This is a genomic window from Gordonia sp. IITR100 (assembly GCF_002009645.1).
Lineage (GTDB): Bacteria > Actinomycetota > Actinomycetes > Mycobacteriales > Mycobacteriaceae > Gordonia > Gordonia hongkongensis.
Map to the genome: position 1 here is coordinate 46,800 of NZ_MVKV01000001.1, position 20,419 is coordinate 67,218.

At 68.4% G+C, this 20,419-nt stretch carries 19 protein-coding genes; 9 read left to right on the forward strand and 10 right to left on the reverse strand.

What is annotated here, in order from left to right; translation table 11 throughout:
* Positions 1-3 precede the first annotated feature (3 nt).
* On the forward strand, positions 4-1,308 hold the full coding sequence (locus B1818_RS00230; RefSeq protein ID WP_078111653.1) for an SLC13 family permease: 1,305 nt from the start codon (positions 4-6) through the stop codon (positions 1,306-1,308).
* 219 nt (positions 1,309-1,527) lie between these two features.
* Positions 1,528-2,172, forward strand: a complete 645-nt coding sequence (locus B1818_RS00235; RefSeq protein ID WP_176455859.1) for a LysE family translocator — start codon at positions 1,528-1,530, stop codon at positions 2,170-2,172.
* On the opposite strand, the gene B1818_RS00240 is transcribed toward B1818_RS00235, so the two are convergent.
* The 7 genes from B1818_RS00240 to B1818_RS00270 all read right to left on the reverse strand — a co-directional run bounded on the left by B1818_RS00240 (position 2,173) and on the right by B1818_RS00270 (position 11,189).
* Positions 2,173-3,807 (reverse strand): acyl-CoA synthetase, encoded by a 1,635-nt coding sequence (locus B1818_RS00240; RefSeq protein WP_078111654.1) that lies wholly within the window; start codon positions 3,805-3,807, stop codon positions 2,173-2,175.
* A gap of 61 nt (positions 3,808-3,868) precedes the next feature.
* Positions 3,869-5,041, reverse strand: a complete 1,173-nt coding sequence (locus B1818_RS00245) for a lipid-transfer protein (protein ID WP_065629128.1) — start codon at positions 5,039-5,041, stop codon at positions 3,869-3,871.
* The gene (locus tag B1818_RS00250; protein WP_058251185.1) at positions 5,041-5,496 is read right to left on the reverse strand and encodes a MaoC family dehydratase; all 456 of its coding nucleotides are present in this window, start codon (positions 5,494-5,496) and stop codon (positions 5,041-5,043) included. The genes B1818_RS00245 and B1818_RS00250 overlap by 1 nt, the downstream gene beginning before the upstream one ends.
* Positions 5,493-6,554: a bifunctional MaoC family dehydratase N-terminal/OB-fold nucleic acid binding domain-containing protein gene (locus B1818_RS00255; protein ID WP_078111655.1), complete on the reverse strand. Its 1,062-nt coding sequence runs from the start codon at positions 6,552-6,554 to the stop codon at positions 5,493-5,495. Before B1818_RS00255 ends, B1818_RS00250 begins: the two co-directional genes overlap by 4 nt.
* Positions 6,551-7,714: an acyl-CoA dehydrogenase family protein gene (locus B1818_RS00260; RefSeq protein WP_078111656.1), complete on the reverse strand. Its 1,164-nt coding sequence runs from the start codon at positions 7,712-7,714 to the stop codon at positions 6,551-6,553. The genes B1818_RS00255 and B1818_RS00260 overlap by 4 nt, the downstream gene beginning before the upstream one ends.
* Positions 7,704-8,858 (reverse strand): acyl-CoA dehydrogenase family protein, encoded by a 1,155-nt coding sequence (locus B1818_RS00265; protein ID WP_078111657.1) that lies wholly within the window; start codon positions 8,856-8,858, stop codon positions 7,704-7,706. Before B1818_RS00265 ends, B1818_RS00260 begins: the two co-directional genes overlap by 11 nt.
* 123 nt (positions 8,859-8,981) lie before the next feature.
* A complete protein-coding gene (locus B1818_RS00270) occupies positions 8,982-11,189 on the reverse strand; it encodes an acyl-CoA dehydrogenase (RefSeq protein ID WP_078111658.1) in 2,208 nt (735 codons plus the stop codon).
* A gap of 134 nt (positions 11,190-11,323) precedes the next feature.
* On the opposite strand from B1818_RS00270, the gene kstR reads away from it, so the two are divergent.
* The 3 genes from kstR (at position 11,324) to B1818_RS00285 (ending at position 13,579) form a co-directional block, all read left to right on the forward strand.
* Complete coding sequence (kstR, locus tag B1818_RS00275) at positions 11,324-11,974, forward strand: cholesterol catabolism transcriptional regulator KstR (RefSeq protein WP_065629124.1); 651 nt, start codon at positions 11,324-11,326, stop codon at positions 11,972-11,974.
* A gap of 124 nt (positions 11,975-12,098) precedes the next feature.
* Positions 12,099-13,109, forward strand: coding sequence for an alpha/beta hydrolase family protein (locus B1818_RS00280; protein WP_058251408.1), 1,011 nt, complete (start codon positions 12,099-12,101; stop codon positions 13,107-13,109).
* Positions 13,106-13,579 carry a MaoC/PaaZ C-terminal domain-containing protein gene (locus tag B1818_RS00285; RefSeq protein ID WP_078111659.1) on the forward strand — a complete coding sequence of 158 codons (474 nt, stop codon included), beginning with the start codon at positions 13,106-13,108 and terminating at the stop codon, positions 13,577-13,579. The genes B1818_RS00280 and B1818_RS00285 overlap by 4 nt, the downstream gene beginning before the upstream one ends.
* A 66-nt stretch (positions 13,580-13,645) precedes the next feature.
* On the opposite strand, the gene B1818_RS00290 is transcribed toward B1818_RS00285, so the two are convergent.
* Positions 13,646-14,338 carry an SDR family NAD(P)-dependent oxidoreductase gene (locus tag B1818_RS00290; protein ID WP_058251195.1) on the reverse strand — a complete coding sequence of 231 codons (693 nt, stop codon included), beginning with the start codon at positions 14,336-14,338 and terminating at the stop codon, positions 13,646-13,648.
* Between the two features lie 62 nt (positions 14,339-14,400).
* Here B1818_RS00290 and B1818_RS00295 point away from each other — a divergent pair, with 62 nt between their 5' ends.
* Positions 14,401-15,684, forward strand: coding sequence for an MFS transporter (locus B1818_RS00295; RefSeq protein ID WP_078111660.1), 1,284 nt, complete (start codon positions 14,401-14,403; stop codon positions 15,682-15,684).
* Here the strand turns inward: B1818_RS00295 and B1818_RS00300 are convergent.
* Positions 15,681-16,547, reverse strand: a complete 867-nt coding sequence (locus B1818_RS00300; RefSeq protein ID WP_078111661.1) for an oxygenase MpaB family protein — start codon at positions 16,545-16,547, stop codon at positions 15,681-15,683. The two genes, B1818_RS00295 and B1818_RS00300, sit on opposite strands and share 4 nt — an antisense overlap.
* Positions 16,548-16,686: 139 nt before the next feature.
* Positions 16,687-17,532, reverse strand: a complete 846-nt coding sequence (locus B1818_RS00305; protein ID WP_058251198.1) for a 3-hydroxybutyryl-CoA dehydrogenase — start codon at positions 17,530-17,532, stop codon at positions 16,687-16,689.
* A gap of 160 nt (positions 17,533-17,692) precedes the next feature.
* On the opposite strand from B1818_RS00305, the gene B1818_RS00310 reads away from it, so the two are divergent.
* The 3 genes from B1818_RS00310 to B1818_RS00320 all read left to right on the forward strand — a co-directional run bounded on the left by B1818_RS00310 (position 17,693) and on the right by B1818_RS00320 (position 20,404).
* On the forward strand, positions 17,693-18,019 hold the full coding sequence (locus tag B1818_RS00310; protein WP_078111662.1) for a hypothetical protein: 327 nt from the start codon (positions 17,693-17,695) through the stop codon (positions 18,017-18,019).
* Positions 18,020-18,269: 250 nt separating this feature from the next.
* Positions 18,270-19,745, forward strand: a complete 1,476-nt coding sequence (locus tag B1818_RS00315; RefSeq protein ID WP_176455877.1) for an LVIVD repeat-containing protein — start codon at positions 18,270-18,272, stop codon at positions 19,743-19,745.
* Complete coding sequence (locus B1818_RS00320) at positions 19,742-20,404, forward strand: DUF305 domain-containing protein (RefSeq protein ID WP_078111664.1); 663 nt, start codon at positions 19,742-19,744, stop codon at positions 20,402-20,404. The genes B1818_RS00315 and B1818_RS00320 overlap by 4 nt, the downstream gene beginning before the upstream one ends.
* Positions 20,405-20,419 lie beyond the last annotated feature (15 nt).

Here is a 20,419-nt window from a genome sequence, read left to right on the forward strand (position 1 = left end):
CCGGTGGTACTCACCGCGGACAGCGTCGCCGGCACCCTGGTCGGAGTCGCCGCCCTGCTCGTGGTGATCGTGGCGACCGTTGTCGCCCAGCGTGTTCCGGCCGTTGTGGTCGCCGCACCGGTCGCCGCGCTGCTCCTCGCGCTCGGCCTGGCCGATCTCGAGCAGGCCGCCGACGAGATCGCCACGATGGCGCCAACCATCGGCTTCCTGGCCGCGATGCTGGTGATCGCCGACGCCTGTGCCCGCGCCGGGGTCTTCACCTGGATCGGCGCCCTTCTGGCCCGGTGGAGTCGGGCCTCGCCACATCGGTTGTTGCGCATCGTCTTCCTGGCCGCGGCGACGACGACCGCGGTCCTCAGTCTCGACACCACGATCGTCCTGCTGACGCCGGTCGCCGTCGCCACCGCGCGGCGGATCGGGGCGCCGGTGACCCCGGTCGCGTTCGCGAACGCCCACCTGGCCAACACCGCGTCGACCCTCATGCCGGTGTCGAACCTGACCAACCTCCTGGCGTTCACCGCGACCGGGCTGACCTTCCTCGGGTTCACCGACGTCATGCTGGCACCCTGGATCGCCGCGATCGTCGTCGAATACCTCATCTTCCGGATGTACTTCGCCGACTCGCTCGCGCGCGCTGCCCCGGCAGCCGATTCGACCGCCGGCGATCCGGCTCCGGTGGATGCGCCGCCCCGCCCCACCCTCATGCTGGTGATGCTCGGCTTGCTGCTGCTCGCCTTCGTCGTGACCGAACCGCTGGGCGTCCCGTTGGCCGCGGTGGCCGGCGTGGGCGCGGTCGCCTTCACGGTGCCGCGGTTGCTCGACGCACCGCTGCCCACTGTGCGGGAGACGGTGCAGGCCCTGAACATCCCGTTCCTCGGATTCGTCGCCGTGCTCGGTGTCGTCATCCTCCCGGTGCGAACCGGCCCGATCGGCGACTGGATCGGCAACCTCATCCCGGATGACTCATCACTCCTCGCGCTGCTCGCGGTCGCCGCGCTGGCCGCGGTCCTCGCCAACCTGGTGAACAACCTGCCCGCCACCCTGCTGCTCATCCCGCTCGTCGCCCACGAGCCCGGCCTGGTCCTGGCGATGCTCCTCGGCGTCAACCTCGGACCCAACCTCGCCTACTTCGGGTCGCTGGCCAACCTGCTGTGGCGCGACATCATGCACCGCGACGGCTCCGGCGGGGGCACGGGCGCCCCGACCTCCCGCGAGTACCTACGCCTCGGCGCACTCACCGTTCCCGCCACGCTCGTCGTCGCGGTGGTCGCACTGTGGGCGGTGGTGCGGCTGACGTCCGTGGCTTGACCCAGGTGACCTCGACGGACGCGGCGGCCTCGCTGCGCTCGGTCGACGCTGCTCGGCCAGCAGAACGGGACGCGGCGGCCTCGCTGCGCTCGGTCGACGCTGCTCGGCCAGCAGAACGGGACGTGGCCTCGCTGCAGCTCAGTCGACGGTGCTCGACCAGCAGTGGGGGCCACCGGCCCCGGCGCGCTCGCCCGCGCCCCGGTTCCTACCATGACCTTCATGCTCGCCGCGCTCTTGTCCTTCATCGTCACCGCGACGCTGATCGTGCTGCTGCCGGGTCCGGACACCCTGGTGGTCCTGCGCGGAGTGGTCCGTGGTGGACGCGGCGAAGCCTTCCGGACCGCCGCCGGCATCGTGTGCGGACTGATGGTCTGGGTCACCGCCGCGGTCCTGGGCCTGTCGGCATTGCTGCAGGCCAGCGAGACCGGTTACGAGATCCTCAAGATCGTCGGGGCCGGCTACCTCGTGTGGATGGGTATCAGCTCGGTCCGCGCGCTGCTGCGCGCCGCACCTGATCTCGCGGCATCGCAGGACGCGGTCGAGCCGCCCGCGGGCCAGAAGGCGGGAGTGCTGTTCTCCGGTTTCACCGCCGGCCTGCTCACCAACATCCTCAACCCGAAGATCGGCATCCTGTTCATCAGTCTCTTGCCAGGCTTCGTGCCGGACGGCTACTCGACGGGATGGACGACCCTAGGGTTGGGGGCCATCTACATCGCGCTGACCGCCGCGTACTTCACCGTGCTGGTGGGCGCCGCGGGCCGTATCGCCGGATGGCTGCAGAGCGCACGAATCCGCCGTCGCGTCGAAGCGATCGGCGGAGTCGCGTTGATCGGGCTCGGAGTGCGCCTGGCACTCGAGGGCTGATCAGACCGGGGCGGCCTCGTTCGCTGCGGCCGCGGCCTTGGCCCAGCGGTAGTCGGCCTTGCCGGCCGGGGTCCGCTTGACCTCGTCGACGAAGACGACCGTGCGGGGCACCTTGTAGCGGGCGAGGGTCTCCCGGCAGTGGTCCTGGATCTCCTCCAACGAGGGCTCGTCGACCCCGTCGGCGACGTTGACCACCGCCGCGACCCGCTGGCCGTACTTCTCGTCGGGAACCGGGACGACGAGTGCGTCGGCGATCGCCGGATGCGCGTGCAGCACCGCCTCGACCTCCTCGGCGTAGACCTTCTCGCCGCCGGTGTTGATGCACTGCGAACCACGTCCGAGGAACACGATCGAACCGTCGGCCTCCACGGTGCCCATGTCGCCCAGGATCGAGATCCGGGTGCCGTCGGCCAGCGTCGGAAAGGTCTTCGCCGTCTTCTCCTCGTCCTTGTAGTAGCCGAGCGGGACGTTGCCGATGCGCGCGATGTAACCGACCTCGCCCGAGCCGGGCTCGATCTTGTTGTGCCGTTCGTCGACGACCATCATCCGGTCCGTCGGCGGGACCTTCAGATTCCCGTTCTCGTCCATCATGATCTCGCCGTCGTTACCCGACTCCGAGGCGCCGAAGTTGTCGCGCAGCACCAGATCCGGTTTCACCGCGAGCATCCGGTCCCGCACGTGCTGAGACCAGATCGCGCCGCCGGAGGTGATCGAGAACATCGACGACAGATCGACGGAGTCCTTGCGCCTCTCGAGCTCCTCGACGAGCGGCATGCCCATGGCGTCGCCGACGATGAGGACGATGTTGACCTTCTCCTTCTCGATCTCGGTCACGATCGCCTCGGGGTCGAAGTCGCGCTGGATGACCAGCCGGCCACCGAGGGTGAAGAACGTGAACAACGAGTACGACGCCGCGCCGTGCATGAGCGGAGCCGCGAGCAGGAACGCGATCGGCGGGAAATCCTTGACCGCCGTGCCGATCTCCGCGAGATCCTTGCGGGCCTCGCCGTACGGGTTGCCCCCCGACAGCGGCTTGCGGAAGAAGTCGTCGTGCTGCCACATGACACCCTTCGGGTACCCGGTGGTACCGCCGGTGTAGAGCAGGTAGAGCTCTTCGCCGGTGCGCGGCTCGAAGTCCCGGCCGTCCGGCTTGGACTCCGCGTCGGCGAACGACACGATCTCCACGACGCGCCCGTCGGGCAGGTCGGCGACCGCCGCACGGAGTTCCTCGACGATGTCGCCGATGACGAACACCGTTCGCACGGTGGGGGTCTCGGCGAGCAGCGCGGCGACGCTGCGCTGGTGCTCCGGCAGTTCGACGATGATCGCGCGGGAGTCGGAGTTGTCGAAGATGTACTGCAGTTCGGCGTTGGTGTAGCGGTAGTTCACGTTGACCGGGACCGCGCGCACCTTCAGCAGTCCCAGCAGGCTAGTCACGTGTTCGATGCTGTTCTTCAGGAACAGCGCGACGTTGTCGAACGCACCGATCCCCGCGCCGGCGAACAGATGCGCCACCTGATTGGAGAGGGTGTCGAGTTCGGCATAGCTGATCTGGCGACCCTGGTAGCTGAGCGCGATCCGCTCGGGCACCGAGTCGGCGACGGTCTCGAAGACATCGGCGAGGTTGAACTTCATCGTGCGCGCTCCTTGGTCATACGGAGTGAATTCGAGTGCAAGTGCGTCGGATCGGCAGCTGTCATGCGGTCAGCACCAATCCACTTGTGGGAACGCCGGTTCCGGCGGTCACGACGACCTTCTCGGCCGCCTCGACCTGGTTGACCGAGGTCCCGCGGATCTGCCGGACCCCTTCGGCGATCCCGTTCATGCCGTGGATGTAGGCCTCGCCCAGCTGGCCGCCGTGCGTGTTCAGCGGCAACCGGCCACCCACCTCGAGGGCACCCGGTTCCCGGACGAAGTCCTTGGCCTCGCCCCGACCGCAGAATCCCAGCTCCTCGAGCTGCAGGAGTGTGTACGGGGTGAAGTGGTCGTAGAGGATCGCCATGTCCATGTCGTCGGGGTTCAGACCCGACTGCGACCACAGCTGCCGGCCGACGAGCCCCATCTCCGGCAGACCGGCGAGCTCGTCCCGGTAATAGCTGGTCATGATGTACTGGTCGGCAGCACTGCCGGCCGCGGCGGCCGCGATCACGGCGGGCTTGTGCGGCAGGTCTTTCGCGCGTTCCGGGGACACGATCACCAGCGCGACACCGCCGTCGGATTCCTGGCAGCAGTCGAGGAGGTGCAACGGCTCGGCGATGTACCGCGAGTTCTGGTGGTCTTCCAGGGTGATCGGCTTGTCGTAGAAGAACGCGTCCGGGTTCACCGCCGCGTGTTTGCGGTCGACGACGGCGATCCGACCGAAATCCTCACTGGTGGCGCCGAAGTCGTGCATGTAGCGCTGCGCGATCATCGCGACGAACGCGGCCGGTGTCGACAACCCGTGCGGGTAGGTGAAGGCGTTCTCGGTGCCGGACGAGTTCTCCTGGTTCGCCACCGCCGAATTCACCTGCCCAAAGCGCAGTCCCGACCGTTCGTTGAACGCGCGGTAGGCCACCACGACGTCGGCGACACCCGTGGCCACCGCCATCGCGGCCTGCTGCACCGTGGCACACGCCGCACCACCGCCGTAGTGAATGCGCGAGAAGTAGGTCAGGTCCCCGATCCCCACGGCCCGGGCGACGGAGATCTCGCTGTTGGTGTCCATCGTGAACGTGACGAGACCGTCGACGTCGGCGGGTGTGAGACCGGCGTCCGCGATCGCCGCCGACACCGCCTCCGCGGCGAGTCGCAGTTCGCTGCGTCCGGAATCCTTGGAGAACTCGGTGGCGCCGATGCCGGCGATGACCGCCTGACCGGACAGTGATCCCATCAGAGTCCCTCCCCTCGACCCGCGGGCGAACCGACCGTGTCGGGTTCGGTCGCACCGATCGTCAGCGTGACGGTCGAGATGACGTGCTTGCCCAGCGAATTCGTCCCGGTCACGGCGACGGTGATGACCCCGGCGTCGACCGCGGTGACCTCGCCGGTGAAGGTGACCGTGTCGTAGGCGTACCAGGGCACACCGAGTTTCAGCGCGATGGAGCGGATTCGGGCGGTCGGGCCAGCCCAATCGGTCACGAACCGCTCGACCAGCCCGGTGTCGGTGAGGATGTTGACGAAGATGTCCTTGGACCCCTTCGCCTGCGCGAGATCGCGATCATGGTGCACGTCCTGGAAGTCGCGTGTGGCGAGCGCGGTCGCCACGACGAACGTCGGGGTCGCCTCGATCGTCAACGCCGGCAGCGTCGTTCCGACGGCAGCGGGGTCGGTGGCAACGCTCGTCATGCGGGCTCCCCTTCGGTAGGCACGGCCGGCTCCCACGCGTGCAGGGTCCAGGCCGGGGTCCCGGCCTCGTCATCGGCCGGAAAATCCAGATAGGTGGCGCGCACCGGCATGCCGATGGCCACCTCCTCCGGTTCGACGCCCCGGAGCTCACCGAGCATACGGATTCCCTCGTCGAGTTCGACGAGGGCCACGACGAACGGCAACCGCCGCCCGGGCACCTTCGGCGCTCGATGCACGACATAGCTGTAGACGGTGCCGGTACCGGCCGCGACCACGTAATCCGTTGGCGGGACGGTTCCGTCGGCCTCGCGCGGCTTCCAGGTCGCCGGGACCGGCGGATGCCGCAGTGCACCGTCGCCGTCGCGCTGGATGCGCAACTCGTGGGCGGCGACGCCCTCCCAGAAGAAGGCGGTGTCCCTCGACACGCTCGGCTTGAGCAAGCGAGCCGGGTCGAGATCGTCGGGCACCCCGGCGTCGGAAACCGGCTCGGCGGCAGCGCGTGCGGCGGGGCGGAACTTCAGGATGCGGAACCGCATCTCGGCGACGACCTCACGCGCCCCGTCGTCTCCGCCGACCGACCAGACGTTGCGGGTGGTGAAGAACCAGCCCTCGCCGAGCGCGGTGTTCTTCGGCCCGACGACCTCGACGAGTTCGGCCGACAGCGCGACCTCCTCGCCCGGGCGGGTGTAGCGGTGATAGACGGTGTCGCAGTTGGTCGCCACCACCGAGGTGAAGCCGGCCTCGTCGAAGAGTTCGCTCGCGCGACCCAGCGGATCGTCCGCGGTCCGCACCCCGTGAAGGCCGCGCATCGTCCACACCTGCGCCATCGCGGGCGGCGCGACGATGCCGGGATGGCCGGCGTCCCGGGCCGCCGCGTCGTCGGTGTAGACGGGGTTCGTGTCGCCCATCGCCTCGACCCAGTTGCTGATCATGGGCTGATTGATCGGGTCCCGCCCGGCGACCGGTACGCTCGGTCCGGCGTCGATGATCTCCTGCGCGGCGGCTCGGATCGCCTCGTCTCCGGCGACGCCGTCGCGGGCGAGCTCGGGCGCGCTCACCGCTTGGCCCGCGGGAGTCCGAGGCCGGCGGTCGCGATCATGTCGCGCATGACCTCGTTGACGCCACCGCCGAACGTGATGACGACGTGACGCTTCTCCTGGACGTCGAGCCAGTTCACCAGCGCCGCGGTCTCCGGATCGGCGAAATCGCCGTAGCGCCCTATGATCTCGTCGACCATCCGGCAGACGGTCTGGATGCGTTCGGTCGAGAACACCTTGGTGGCCGCCGCGTCGGCCATCGAGATGGCCTCACCTGTCGCGGCCACCTGCCAGTTGAGCAACTCGTTGATGCGGCCGTAGGCGTCGATGGTCGCGAGCGCGCGACGGACGTCGGGATGCTTGGCGATGACCGTCCCGTCGGGGCCCGGCCGCTGCGCCCAGGCACGCACCCGGGCCGCGAGTCCGTCGATACGACCGGCGGGGCCGAGCATGACGCGCTCGTGATTGAGCTGGGTGGTGATCAGCTTCCACCCGCCCCCCTCCTCGCCGACCCGCATCGACACCGGAACCCGAACATCCTGGTAGTAGGTGGCATTCACGTGGTGGGCGCCGTCGGCGGTGATGATCGGCGTCCACGTGAAACCGGGGTCGGAGGTGTCGACGATGAGGATCGAGATGCCCTTGTGCTTGGGAGCATCCCGATCGGTGCGGACGGCGAGCCAGATGTAGTCGGCGTCGTGACCGCCGGTCGTGAAGATCTTCTGGCCGTTGACCACATAGTGGTCGCCGTCGCGGACGGCGGTGGTGGTCAACGACGCCAGGTCGGTGCCGGCCTCGGGTTCGGTGTACCCGATGGCGAAGTGCACATCACCGGCCAGGATCGCGGGCAGGAACTTCTGCCTCTGCTCCTCGGTGCCGTGGACCTGCAGCGTCGGCCCGACGGTCTGCAACGTCACCGCCGGCAGCGGGACGTCGGCGCGCACGGCTTCGTTGGTGAAGATCTGCTGTTCGATCTCACCGAAACCCTTGCCGCCGAACTCCGTCGGCCAGCCGACGCCCAGCCAGCCGTCGTCACCCATCCGCTTGATGACCTTGCGGTAGGTCGGGCCGTGGCGTTCGGTCAGCATCACCGCTGCCTCGTCGGGAGTGACGAGGTCGGCGAAGTACTCGCGCAGTTCCGCGCGCAGCGCGCGCTGTTCGGGGGTGAGATCAATGAACATCGGGCACCTCTGCGATACGGGTGTCGTCGGCGGGGACGTCGGTGATGTCGGCGAGCTCGTCGAGCCGCACGTGCGCTCCGCCCACCAGACGCGCGAGGTCTTTGGTGAGCGAGAAGTAGCGGTGAAGCGGATAGGTGATGTCGACGCCGATGCCGCCGTGCAGGTGGGTCATCGTCCGCGTGGTCGGCGGGACCTCCTCGGCCAGCCAGTAGGCGGCGATCGCGAGATCGGTTGCGGCGTCCAGACCTTCGGACAACCGCCAGGCCGCCGAGGTGGTCGCGAGTTCCATCGACCGGCCGACGACGTAGATGTCGGCGAGCTGCTGGCCCACCGCCTGGAACAAGGCGATCGGCTTGCCGAACTGCTCGCGCGTGGAGACGTGGTCGGCGGTCAGTCGGGTGGCGCCGGCGACCAGGCCGTCGGCGTAGGCGCACAGCGCCAGGCGGTAGCGATCACGGAGGATCGCGAGGTCGCGGACCACGATGTCGGCGTCGTCGACGGGTACGTCGTCGAAGGCCACCGTGTACTCGCCCCAGCCGCTCGAGGTCGGCGTGCGCGTGATGGTGACCCCGTCGGCGGCGGGCGAGACGGCGACGACACCGGCATCGGCGGCCACCAGGAACAGCGAGGCACCGTCGGCGTGCAGGACGCCGACCTTCGTGCCGGTGAGCCGCCCGTCACGGACCGAGGTCCGCGGATGCGCCGTCAGGGCGTCGCCGTGTTCGCCGATCGCCACCGACACCCAACTGCCGCCGGTGAGCGAACCCCCGAACCGCGACCACACCGATCCCTCGCCGTCGTGGGCGGCGGCCCTGGCGAACACGAGCGCCGCGGTCAGCGATCCGAGCGCCGGCGTCACCGCCGCGGCCCGGCCCATCCGGCGGAACAACGGGAGCAGACCCGACTCGTCGACCTCGTCACCGTCGAGCGAGGCCGGAAGGGGCAGGGCGAGCAGTCCGGCGTCGACGAGCGCCTGCCAGCCATCGGCCTCGAACCCGCCGCGGGTCGCCTCCTGCTCGGCCGCTGCCGTCCCACCGGAATGACGCCCACCGAACGTCGACTCCCAGTCGGGCTGTCGTCGCGCGAACACGTCCTCGGCGACGTCGCGAACCGCGATCGCCGTGCCGTCCAGGGCAAAGTCCACCCTGTGCCTCCCTCACCATGAACCCGTCAAGAACTAGAACCTGTTCTAGTTGTATCAGAGTCCGCGCGCAAGGGTGTCGGAATCGGCGTTTATCTGCGGTTTCGGCACTTTCGCCGCAGCCGGTTACCGCGGCAAACCGAGAATGCGTTCCGCCGCGGCCGTGCGCAGGATCTGAGTGGTGCCGCCCGCGATCGAGAGGCAGCGGTTCTGCAGGACCGCGTCGGACGCCTCGGTCGCCGCCAGACCCGCGACCCCCAGGAGCCGCAGCGCGAGATCGGGTACCGATTGGCGATGTTCGACGCCGATCAGCTTGCGCACGCTCGACAACGCACCGGGGTCGAGCCCGGCCAGTTGCCTGGTCGCCGCCCTCGCGTCGAGGACCCGGCCGACGTGGGCGTCGGCGAGCTGGGTGCCGAGCGACGCTAGCTCCTCGGCGGTCAGCTCCCGATCCATCGACCGCACCTGCGAGAGCAGCGACTCCATCTCCTTGCCGAGGCCGGTACCGCCCATCGCCACCCGCTCGTTCGCGAGGGTGGTGCGGGCCAGCCGCCAGCCGCCGTTGATCTCGCCGACGACACAGTCATCCGGCACGACCACACCGTCGAGGAAGACCTCGTTGAAGTTGGCCCGCCCGGAGAGCTCGCGCAGCGGCCGGATGTCGATGCCCGGCGAACCCATGTCGACGAGGAAGTAGGTGATGCCCTTGTTCTTCGGCGCCTCGGGATCGGTGCGCGCGAGGCAGATCGCCCACTGGGCGTTGTGTGCCTGCGAGGTCCAGATCTTCTGACCGTCCAGGCGCCAGCCGCCGTCGACCCGGTCCGCCCGTGTGCGCAACGCGGCCAGGTCCGAGCCGGCCTCGGGTTCGGAGAACAGCTGGCACCACACGATGTCACCGGCCAGCGTCGGGGCGACGAACCGCTCGCGCTGCGCGTCGGTGCCGTGTTCCAGGATCGTCGGGATCGCCCATGCGCCGATCACCAGGTCGGGCCGCTCGATCCCGGCCACCTCGAGCTCGGTGTCGATCAGCAACTGCATCGCGGCATCCGCCCCCAGACCGTGCGGCGCCGGCCAGTGCGGGGTCAGGTAGCCGGTCTCGGCGAGGAGACGGCGACGATCATCGGGTTCGGCGTCGGCGATCCTCGCGACGGTGGTGCGGACCTCGTCGCGACGGTCCTCGACCTGCGAGAGGTCGAGGCGGAAGCGTCGCCGCGCCCCCGCGAGCCCGAGCCGGGCAAGAGCGGCGGCGTGCGACGACGCGTTCGCGAGCGACGCCTGCGCGGCGAGTGCGGCGCGCAGATACAGGTGAGCGTCGTGCTCGAAGGTGAACCCGATGCCGCCGAGGACCTGAACGCAGTCCTTGGTGTTGGCGACCGGGTCGCGGCCCACCACGACGTCGGCCGCCAGCCTGCTGATCTCGAGTTGCTCGAGCGCCGGAGCGAGCTCGTCCCCCGTCCCGGCCGCGAGCACGTCGTCGACCGCGCCGGCGACATCCCACGCGACCGCGGTGACGCGTTCGCTGCGGCACAGCATCTCGGCGCAGATGTGCTTGATCGCCTGGAACGATCCGATCGGCACGCCGAACTGGGTGCGGACCTTCGCGTAGTCGACGGCGGCGTCGAGGGCCCACCGGGTGACGCCGCTCTGATAGGCGGCCAGCGTCGCCGACAAGAGGCCCGCGACGAACGTCCCGTCGCCCAGTTCGACGAGGTCCTCGACGGCGACCCCGGACAGGGTCACGTGGCTGACCGACGCGGTTCCGTCGAGCGGGGTCTGCGGCGTGACGTCGGCGACTCCCGCACCCGGCGGGATGATCCACCAGGACCGTTCCCGATCGTCGGTCCCGAATTCGACCAGCACGGCACAGCCCTCGACGTAGCCGGCGACGAGCCCGAGGTCGAGTTCGCCGTCGGCCAGGACGAGACCCGTCCCGGCGTGGCTCGTCGCGGGCGTAACCACCGGCACCGATCCGGCCAGCACCTCCGCCAACAGCGCGGCACCCGGGTCGTCGTCACCCTGCGCCGAATCTGAACGGCGAACCGCCAGCGCGATCGCCGCGGTCACCGTCGGACCGAGCGGGCCGGGGACGAGATCGACCCCGCACTGCTCGAGCATGGCGGCCACGTCGAGGAAACTCGCACCGAGACCGTCGGACGCCTCGGGGACCGCTGCGGCGAACACGCCCAGATCGGCGATCTGCGAAAATAGACCGGTCCACTGGTCGCTCGGCTTGTCGAGGTCGGACCGCACGATGTCGGTCACACTGGTGGAGCGCGCCCAGGACGCGATGCTGTCACGGACCGCGATCTGCTCGGAAGACGTGGCGATTGTCACTGGCAATCCCTGTATGTCGAGTTGTGACGAATAATTAGAACCTGTTCTAATATGCCATGGGTGTACTTGGATCGGGTAGCCACCCACGATCCACCCATTGAGACGTTTGATCACGTGAGGATGTTCGAGAGCACATGGCCCGTTCTGCACCCGGCAACGCCGCGGTCGACGCCCCCAACGGGGCTGCGGCGCCGGCCGCCTCGCCCGAAGCCGGCTCCACCGCGCAGCGCGAACGCCGCCGCCGCATCCTCGACGCCACCCTCGCGCTGGCGTCCAAGGGCGGATACGACGCCGTGCAGATGCGCACCGTCGCCGACAAGGCCGACGTCGCCGTCGGGACGCTGTACCGCTACTTCCCGTCGAAGGTCCACCTTCTCGTCACCGCGCTCGCCCGCGAGTTCGAGCGAGTCGAGTCGAAGGTCGATCGTTCGCAGTTGCGCGGCGACACCGCGATCGACCGCCTCCGTCATGTCCTGGACATGATCACCTTCGCCATGCAACGCGATCCGCTTCTCACCGAGGCGATGACGCGTGCGTTCATGTTCGCCGACGCGTCGGCGACCGCCGAGGTCGACCAGGTCGCCGGGATCATCGACCGGCTCCTCGCCGGAGCGATCGTCGACGACGGCGAACCCACCGAGGAAGATCTCGCGATCGCGCGCGTCCTCTCCGATGTGTGGATGTCGAACCTGGTGCAGTGGCTGACCCGTCGCGCGTCGGCGACCGACGTCACGAACCGGCTCGAACTCACCGTCCGGCTCCTGCTCAAGGATCGCGTCAAGTAATCGGGTTCTCCCCTCGAACGTGACGTCACAACTGGGTGACGAGCACCTTCTCGACTTGGGAGCGCCACTCGAACTCGGCTACCTTTGTTACGTCTGAGAATTCTGTTAACCGAAGGGGCTAGTGGTGCGATCCTCCTGGTTGCGACGACTGTGCGTCGTCGGATGTGCCGTTGCGGTCGCGACCGCCGGATGGGCTCCGGCCGCGCTGGCCGAGCCCACCCCCGATCCCGATCGCGCTCGCATCGACACCGTGGTCCACGACTCCGCCCAGCAGTCGACACTCATCGTCTACTCGGCGGCGATGCGCAAACTCATCCCCGTCAACGTGTTGCGCCCCAAGGACACCACCAAGCCGCGCCCCACGCTCTACCTGCTCAACGGCGCCGGCGGCGGCGAGGACTCGGCTACCTGGGCGGCCAAGACCCAGTATGCGAAGTTCTTCTCCGACAAAGAGGTCAACGTCGTCACACCGATCGGCGGCGCGTTCTCCTACTACACCGACTGGCAGCACGACGATCCGGTACTCGGCCGCAACAAGTGGACGACGTTCCTCACCAAGGAGCTCCCGCCGCTGGTGGACAAGGAATTCGACACCACCAAGGTCAACGCGATCGCCGGGATCTCGATGGCCGGGACGTCGGTGCTCAACCTCGCGATCGCCGCACCGAAGCTCTACCGGTCAGCCGCCGCCTACAGCGGGTGCGCGCGTACCAGCGACCCGGTGGGACAGGCCTACATCCGGATGGTCGTCGCCGACCGCGGGCAGGGCAACCTGAACAACATGTGGGGACCGGTCAATTCGGCCGGGTGGCGGGACAACGACCCGTACATCCACGCGGACAAGCTGCGCGGCACCAAGGTCTACATGACCAGCGGCACCGGCATGCCCGGACAGTTCGACCGGCTCGAGGCACCGCTGGTCGCCGGCGATCCGCTGACATTGGCCAACCAGATGGTCATCGGCGGCATCATCGAGGCCGCGGTCAACGAGTGCACCAAGCAGATGGTGTCGCGCATGCGGGCGCTCAAGGTGCCGCACGAGGTCACCTTCCGGCCGAGCGGCACCCACTCCTGGGGTTACTGGGAACGCGACCTCGAGACCACCTGGCCGAAGATCGCGGCAGACCTGAGGTGAGCGACGCATCGGACCGCTTGTGGGCCGATGACCTGTCCGTGGGCCAGATCTTCGAGTTCGGCACGCATCACGTCAGCGAAGACGAACTGCTCGACTTCGCCCGCGCATGGGATCCGCAGGACTTCCACGTGGACAAGGCCGTTGCCGAACGCGGCCCCTACGGCGGGCTGATCGCCAGTGGGTTGCACACGATGTCGATCTACCAGAGGCTCAATGTCACCGGCGTGCTGAACAATTGGCGGGTGATCGCGGGCAAGCGACTGGGCGACGTCGAATTCCTGCGTCCCGTCCGCCCCGGCGACACCCTCACCGGGTCGACCGTCATCGACGCGATCGAGTTCGATGACCGTGCCCGCGCTCTGGTCACCTCGTCGGCGGAGCTGCGCAACGGTGACGGAAAACCGGTGATGCGCACCGTCGTCGAAGCCTATGTGCACGCGCGGCCGGGTCGCGCGACCACCGGCACCTGATCATCAGCACCCCAACAGCTTTCACAACCCGTCGACTGTGCGTCCGATCCGCTGATCGCGTGGAACTCAGCCGACGCCCGGCACGGGGACCTGCGCGCCGGTGATCGCACTCGAGGCGTCGGAGACCAGGAACGAGATCGTCTGCGCGATCGATTCCGGCGACACCCAGCCCGCCCGCGACGAATCCGGCTGACTAGCGCGGTTGCCCGGGGTGTCGATCACCGACGGCAGGATCGCATTGGCCCGGATGCCGTCGGACTTGTACTCGGCGGCGAGCGCACTGATGAACGCCCACACCGCAGCTTTCGACGTGATGTACCCGGCCGCACCGGAGAAGGGTGCGAACGCCGCCTTCGCCGACACCCCGACGATCGACCCGCCGCCGGCCTCGATGATCCTCGGAATGGCCGCCGCGGACAGCAGATACAGCGGCCGCAGGTTGAGCCGGAGCAGTCGCTCGAACTCGTCGACCGGCGTCGCGTCGACCCGCTCCCCCATCGCGAACCCGCCCACCAGGTTCACCACCGCGGTCACCGGCGCCGACGCGTCGCTCGTGGCGATCGCCACGACCTCGGCGACCGACGCCTCGTCGAAGAGGTCGGCGTGCACACCGACCAACCGGTCCGATTCCGGGAGGCGTGACAACCCGGCTTCGGTGCGCCCGGGCACCACCACGCGCCATCCGTCGTCGAGCAACGTGCGGGTGACCGCCGACCCCAGGCCGCCCGTCCCGCCCGACACGATCACCGTCTGCGTCATCCCGCCGACGTTACTGGAGGCGGGCCCCTGGGTGGAGGCGCACGCGCCTACGATGGTCGGCGATGACCGACGACCGTGTTCCCGAGATCGGAGACGAACCGCGGGAGCGCGAACCGGACGGTCGGCGCCCCGGAGACGCCGGGCGGAACAGCATGTTCGCCTCGCTGCGCATTCCCAACTACCGCCTGTTCTACGCCGGTATGGCCGTCTCGATGACGGGTTCGTGGATGCAGGCGACGGCGCAGGCGTGGCTCGTGCTGACGCTGAGCGGGTCGGCGTCCGTCCTGGGACTCATCGTCGCCCTGCAGGCGCTTCCGGTCCTGCTCATCGGGCCCTACGCGGGCGTGATCGCCGACCGCGTCGACCGCCGACGCCTGCTCATCGTCCTGCAGTCGATGATGGGGCTGCTGGCCGCGGCGCTCGCCGCCATCACCCTCACCGGGGTGGTGCAGGTCTGGCACGTCGGCGTGCTGGCGGTGATGCTCGGGCTCGGGCACGCCTTCGAACAGCCGGCGCGGCAGGCGTTCATCCATCAGATCGTCGGCAAAGACCTCATCCGCAACGCGGTCACACTCAACTCGGTCATGGTGAACGCCGCTCGCGCGGTGGGTCCGGCGGTGGCCGGGGTGATCCTGGCCCTCGTCGGTTCGGGTCTATGCTTCGCGATCAACGCGGTCAGCTTCATCGCCGTGGTCGCGTCGCTGCTCGCGCTCGACTCGTCGAAGATCACCGCGGAATCACCGGTTCCGCGCGCGAAAGGTCAGCTGCGCGAGGGTCTTCGATACGTCCGGAGTCGCCCCGCGCTGTGGATCCCGCTGGCCACGATGGCACTCGTCGGGACCCTGACGTACAACTTCCCGGTCACGCTGCCCGCCGCCGCGGACTTCGTGTTCGACGGCGGGCCACAAGCCCTCGGTTTCATGACGTCGGCGATGGGAGTCGGTGCGGTCGTCGGCGGACTCGTGGTCGCGGCCCGCGGGAACACCGGATTGCGGCCACTCACGCTGGCGGCCTTCGGCTTCGGGGTCGCCGTCGCTGCGACCGCACTCGCCCCGAACCTCCCGACGGCGATCTGCGCGCTCTTCGGGGTCGGCTGGTTGAGTGTCACCTTCATGTCGACGGGAAACGCGACCCTGCAGCTCAATTCCGAACCGCGGATGCGGGGCCGGGTGATGGCGTTGTGGTCGGTGGCGTTCATGGGCTCGACGCCCATCGGCGGCCCGATCGTCGGCGCGATCATCGAGACATTCGGTGCGCGTGTCGGTCTCGCGGTCGGAGCCGTCGCGTGCCTGGCCGCCGGGTCGCTCGCCTTCCTGGCCGCACGCCGGAGCGGTACCGCGTCCTAGACGAGCGGCCGCCCCATCTTCACCCGGAGCCGGACATCAGCCAGCAGGAGCCGGAAACCCAACTGCGACACCCACAGCGGAGTGCGACGCTCCTTCTCCACCAGCCGGCCGACGTAGCCGTCGAACCATTTCTGATCTTCGTCGGTCCACTCGACCCGGAGTGCGTCGCGGAACGGCTGCGGCAGATAGCCGATGGTCCGGCGCAGTTTGACCGGACCGTACTTCTCCTGGATGCGTTCCGGCGCGTAACCGAAATTGGCGATGTCGAGCAGGAAGTCCCGGATCTCGTCGCTGATCTCGATGCGCGAGACCTGGTCGTCCCAGTAGGTGGTGAACTCGTCGCGCGTGGCGGGCCACGCCTCGGCCGGCATCTGCAGCGTCGTCCCGCAGACCTTGCCCTGCTGGTAGAACTTCTCGCGATCCGCACCCTGCAGCGGTCCGTGGACACGCTCGTAGATGTCCTCCCACCCGAAGTAGAGGCACGCCGCGACCCAGAGCTGCAGGTCGATGTTCATCGCGTTGTACTCCACGGGACTGTTCTCGTCCGAGCGCACCTGCGCGTGCTGGCGGTTGACGGCATGCCGGTACCGGCGCCGGTCGTCGGCGTTGCCGAGGATCGCGACCGCCAGATACGACGCGGTGGTCCGTGCGCGTTTGACCGGATGTTTGTCGAGCCGCCCGTTCTCGACCTTGCTGTGTGCGACACCGTAGCCGACCGCCGGATTGGCGAGCTGCATGATGACGTTCGTCGTGCTCATCGTCTGTCCCATCGAGAGCAGCGAGCGCGCGAAGAAGCTGCTGTCGATGTTGTCCATCTCCACCCGCGACATCCGCTCGTCGGATTGCGTCATGACCCCACCCATTCTGATAACACTTGTTGTCTGATTGCTGCCAGCTTAGCGGGGCACACGACGGCCGACAATCCCCGCGTGGAGGACCCCTCATACGACGAACCCCGGCTCACCCGAAGGTGAGCCGGGGTTCGGCGTCGGCGATCAGCTGTCAGTAGGTGTAGAAACCGCGACCGGTCTTCCGTCCGAGGCGTCCCGCGTCGACCATGCGACGCAGCAGCGCCGGCGGCGCGTAATGGGGTTCGGCGAATTCCGCGTACAGCGACTCCGCGGCGGAGAGCGTCACGTCGAGGCCGATGGTGTCGAGCAGGGTGAGCGGCCCCATCGGGTAGCCGCAGCCACCCTTCATCGCGAGGTCGATGTCCTCGGCCGAGGCGTAGCCCGAATCGAACATCCGGATGGCCTGGCACAGGTACGGGATGAGCAGCGCGTTGACGATGAAGCCGGAACGGTCACCCGCGCGGACCGCGGTTTTGCCGAGGGTGTCGGTGACGTATGCGCTCACGGCGTCGGCCGTCTCCGGCGCGGTGGTCAGCGTGGAGATGATCTCGACCAGCGGCATCACCGGCACCGGGTTGAAGAAGTGCACGCCGACAACGCGTTCGGGGGTCTTGGTCGCGGTCGCGACCTTGATGATCGGGATCGACGACGTGTTGGTCGCGAGGATGGTGTCGGCACCGGTCGCCTCGTCGAGGTTCGCGAAGATCTGCCGCTTGAGCTCCTCGATCTCGGGCGCCGCCTCGATCACCAGGTCGCGATCGGCGAGGTCGGCGTAGTCGGTCGTCACCCGCAGACGTCCGAGGGCGGCGTCGGCGTCGTCCTGCGCCAGCTTGTTCTTGCTGACCGCCTTGGCCAGCGACTTCTCCACCCGCGCCCGCGCGGCGTCGGCGAACTCCTGCTTGACCTCCACGATCACGACATCGCTGCCGGCCTTCGCACACACCTCCGCGATGCCCGCTCCCATGGTGCCTCCGCCGATGACGCCGATCTGTTGCACAGTGAACCTCCGAAGTCGAGTGATACGAGACCAAACGGTAGTCGGTCGCCGGATCGGTCATCCGAACGACTCCCGGCACCCCGGGAACATTCGTCCTCGACGTCGCCTCCAAGTACATGAACCGCCCAGAAGCACTCACCCCACTTGGAAGGACATACCAATGAGCACCGAGATCCCCGCCGACGCCGTTCTCATCGACACCGATGGCGACGGAGCCGTCGACGCCGCACTCACCGACGTCGACGGTGACGGCACCACCGACGCCATCCTCGACACCGACGGCGACGGCCAGGCCGACTCCATCGCCTACGACACGAATGCCGACGGCGAGATCGACATCATCGAAGCCGACACCGACGCCGACGGCCTCACCGACATCGCCGTCGCCGACACCGACGGCGACGGCACCTTCGACACCGCCGTCGACGACGAAGGAAACGTCGAGGTCGGCGACTTCGGCAGCATCGACGGCGGCGACGCCGTCTGACGTCTGCCGCAACCTGCACCCGACACGAGCCGGCCCGGAGACCCCGGGCCGGCTCTGTTCGTCCGCTCGGATTCGACGATTCGCCGATGTCGTCTCGGCTCGCCCACTAGCGTGTCTCAGATCACGATCGGGGGATGCGATGATGCCTACTCGGTTCGACGCGCGACACACGGCCCGTTCGGGGGTCCGCCGGCGCCGCCGTCGCCATGCCGTCACCTGCCTCCTGGCCGGCGCGACACTTCTCTCGACGATGCTGGTGGCGGCACCGGCCGGCGCTGCCAACCACTATTTTTCCGACATCTCAGAGGTCGCGGTTCCCCAAGCGGACTGCGGGCCGGGCTCACTCCCCGAACCCGGCCTGCAGGGTGATGTCAGCGCCGAAGATCGTCTGTCCGGGCGGAGCATGCGCGGCTACCGCTGCAACATCACGCGGATCGGCGGTGTCCGCGGTGCCGGCGGCGGGATCGTCTCGGCCAACTTCGAGCACTGCAGCTACACCGGCAGCCTGTTCCCTGGAAACAACTGGGTGAACCCGCCGGGCGTACAGGTCATCGACGCATCCGACCCGAGCGCGCCGCGAGTCGTCGGGTCCCTGACGGATCCGGCGATGCGCGGCGGCACGTGGGAGACGCTGAAGGTCAACAAAGAACGCAAGCTCCTGGCCGCCACGTCGGTGCCGTTGCTCTGGGGCGGCGGGTTCTTCGCCGTATACGACATCTCCGACTGCACCCGCCCCAGACTCCTCAACACGGGTCCGGGCACGACGACGCCTTTGCCGTTCACCTCGCACGAGGGCGGCTTCTCCCCCGACGGCCGCACCTACTGGGCGTCCGGGGTGTTCCCCGGGCACCTCAGCGCCATCGACATCGCCGATCCCCGGTCGCCCCGCGTGATCTGGCAGGGTCTGCACTCGTTCCTCGGGCACGGGTTCGGCATGTCCCCGGACGGCAACCGGATGTACCTGTCCAACATGGCGGGTGTGACGGTGCTCGACGTCAGCGACGTCCAGGAGCGGCGGCCGCACCCGCAGGTCCCGCACACCGCGGCCTATCTCTGGCCGGACGGCCAGCTGAACCAGCACTCGATCCCGATCACCTACCGGGGCCGGCCCCACATCGTCACCGCCGACGAAGCAGGTTCGGGCGGCGTCAAGATCTTCGACGTGACGCGGGTGAACAAGCCCCGGTACACCGCGCAGATCAAACTCGAGATCAATCTCCCCGAGCACCTCGACACCAATCTGCGGTCGTCGACCGGCGGGTCGCTGTTCAGCAGCAATCCGCACTACTGCACGGTGGACCGAGCGACCGATCCCACCGCGCTCGCGTGCGGCTGGGAATCGTCGGGTATCCGGGTCTTCGACATCCGCGACTTCGACCGGATTCGCGAGATCGCCTACTACAACCCGCCTGCCCGCAAGGGCACCACGATCGCGGAGTCGCCCAACTCGCCGCACGTCGTCGGCTCGCTGATGGGCTTGCCCGCCGTCGAATTCCTCAGCCTCGGTATGTCGATCGCGAACGGCAAGGTCCGGTTGAACGAGATGGTCGGTCCACGTAGCGGGATGATCGTCGGCGGTGACATGTCGACGGACTGGTGCATGTCCCCACCCGAGTTCCGCGGAAACGAGCTGCGGGTCACCTGTTCCGACGGCGGCTTCCAGGTGTTGCGGTTGAGTCCCGCGGTGTACACGCCACCGCCGGACCAGAACTCCTCGATCGGATGAGCGCTTCTCGCCTCGGCGTCCCGCTGGTGCGCGCGATGGTCCTCGGCGTGACCGCGGCCCTGCTCGTCACCATGGGTGTCGTCGTCGGGGCGGTGTGGCAGGGACGCGATCACGACTCATCCGCGATGAGCGTGTCCGACATCGGCTTCGCGCAGGACATGTCGGCGCACCACGACCAGGCGATCCTCATGTCGCGAACGATCGGTGCGGTGCCCGGAGTCGCGCCGCAGATCCGCGGCCTCGCCGACCGGATCGTCCACACGCAGACCGCGGAGACCGCGACGATGCGTGGCTGGTTGCTGTGGTTCGACGAACCGGTGACCGCGCCGGAGCCGATGTCCTGGATGTCCGGCGGAGACCCTCACCACGAGGGCACCCATCACGACGAATCCCCTCGGCCGATGCCCGGCATGGCGAGTATCGACGAGATCGGCAGTCTCTCCACCCTGCCACCCGGCGAGGCGGAGATCTTGTTCCTGCAGTTGATGATTCGGCACCACCGTGGCGGGATGTCGATGGCCCAGGCGGCATACAACGACGAGCGGACCGGTTCCGCGACGAAGGACCTCGCACTCATGATGATCGGCGACCAGGGCGACGAGATCGGTCTGATGACGATGCTGCTCGCGGAACGTGGCGCCGACCCGTTGCCGACCTGATGGCAGGGGCGGCAA

What these genes read in the sequence shown, in the direction of transcription:
- B1818_RS00250 (WP_058251185.1), bottom strand. Translation starts at nt 5,496, where the DNA reads ATGACGAGCGTTGCCACCGACCCCGCTGCCGTCGGAACGACGCTGCCG.
- B1818_RS00240 (WP_078111654.1), bottom strand. Translation starts at nt 3,807, where the DNA reads ATGAAGTTCAACCTCGCCGATGTCTTCGAGACCGTCGCCGACTCGGTG.
- B1818_RS00300 (WP_078111661.1), bottom strand. Translation starts at nt 16,547, where the DNA reads ATGGGTGGGGTCATGACGCAATCCGACGAGCGGATGTCGCGGGTGGAG.
- B1818_RS00290 (WP_058251195.1), bottom strand. Translation starts at nt 14,338, where the DNA reads ATGACGCAGACGGTGATCGTGTCGGGCGGGACGGGCGGCCTGGGGTCG.
- kstR (WP_065629124.1), top strand. Translation starts at nt 11,324, where the DNA reads ATGGCCCGTTCTGCACCCGGCAACGCCGCGGTCGACGCCCCCAACGGG.
- B1818_RS00235 (WP_176455859.1), top strand. Translation starts at nt 1,528, where the DNA reads ATGCTCGCCGCGCTCTTGTCCTTCATCGTCACCGCGACGCTGATCGTG.
- B1818_RS00320 (WP_078111664.1), top strand. Translation starts at nt 19,742, where the DNA reads ATGAGCGCTTCTCGCCTCGGCGTCCCGCTGGTGCGCGCGATGGTCCTC.
- B1818_RS00315 (WP_176455877.1), top strand. Translation starts at nt 18,270, where the DNA reads ATGCTGGTGGCGGCACCGGCCGGCGCTGCCAACCACTATTTTTCCGAC.
- B1818_RS00245 (WP_065629128.1), bottom strand. Translation starts at nt 5,041, where the DNA reads ATGGGATCACTGTCCGGTCAGGCGGTCATCGCCGGCATCGGCGCCACC.
- B1818_RS00295 (WP_078111660.1), top strand. Translation starts at nt 14,401, where the DNA reads ATGACCGACGACCGTGTTCCCGAGATCGGAGACGAACCGCGGGAGCGC.
- B1818_RS00310 (WP_078111662.1), top strand. Translation starts at nt 17,693, where the DNA reads ATGAGCACCGAGATCCCCGCCGACGCCGTTCTCATCGACACCGATGGC.
- B1818_RS00260 (WP_078111656.1), bottom strand. Translation starts at nt 7,714, where the DNA reads ATGTTCATTGATCTCACCCCCGAACAGCGCGCGCTGCGCGCGGAACTG.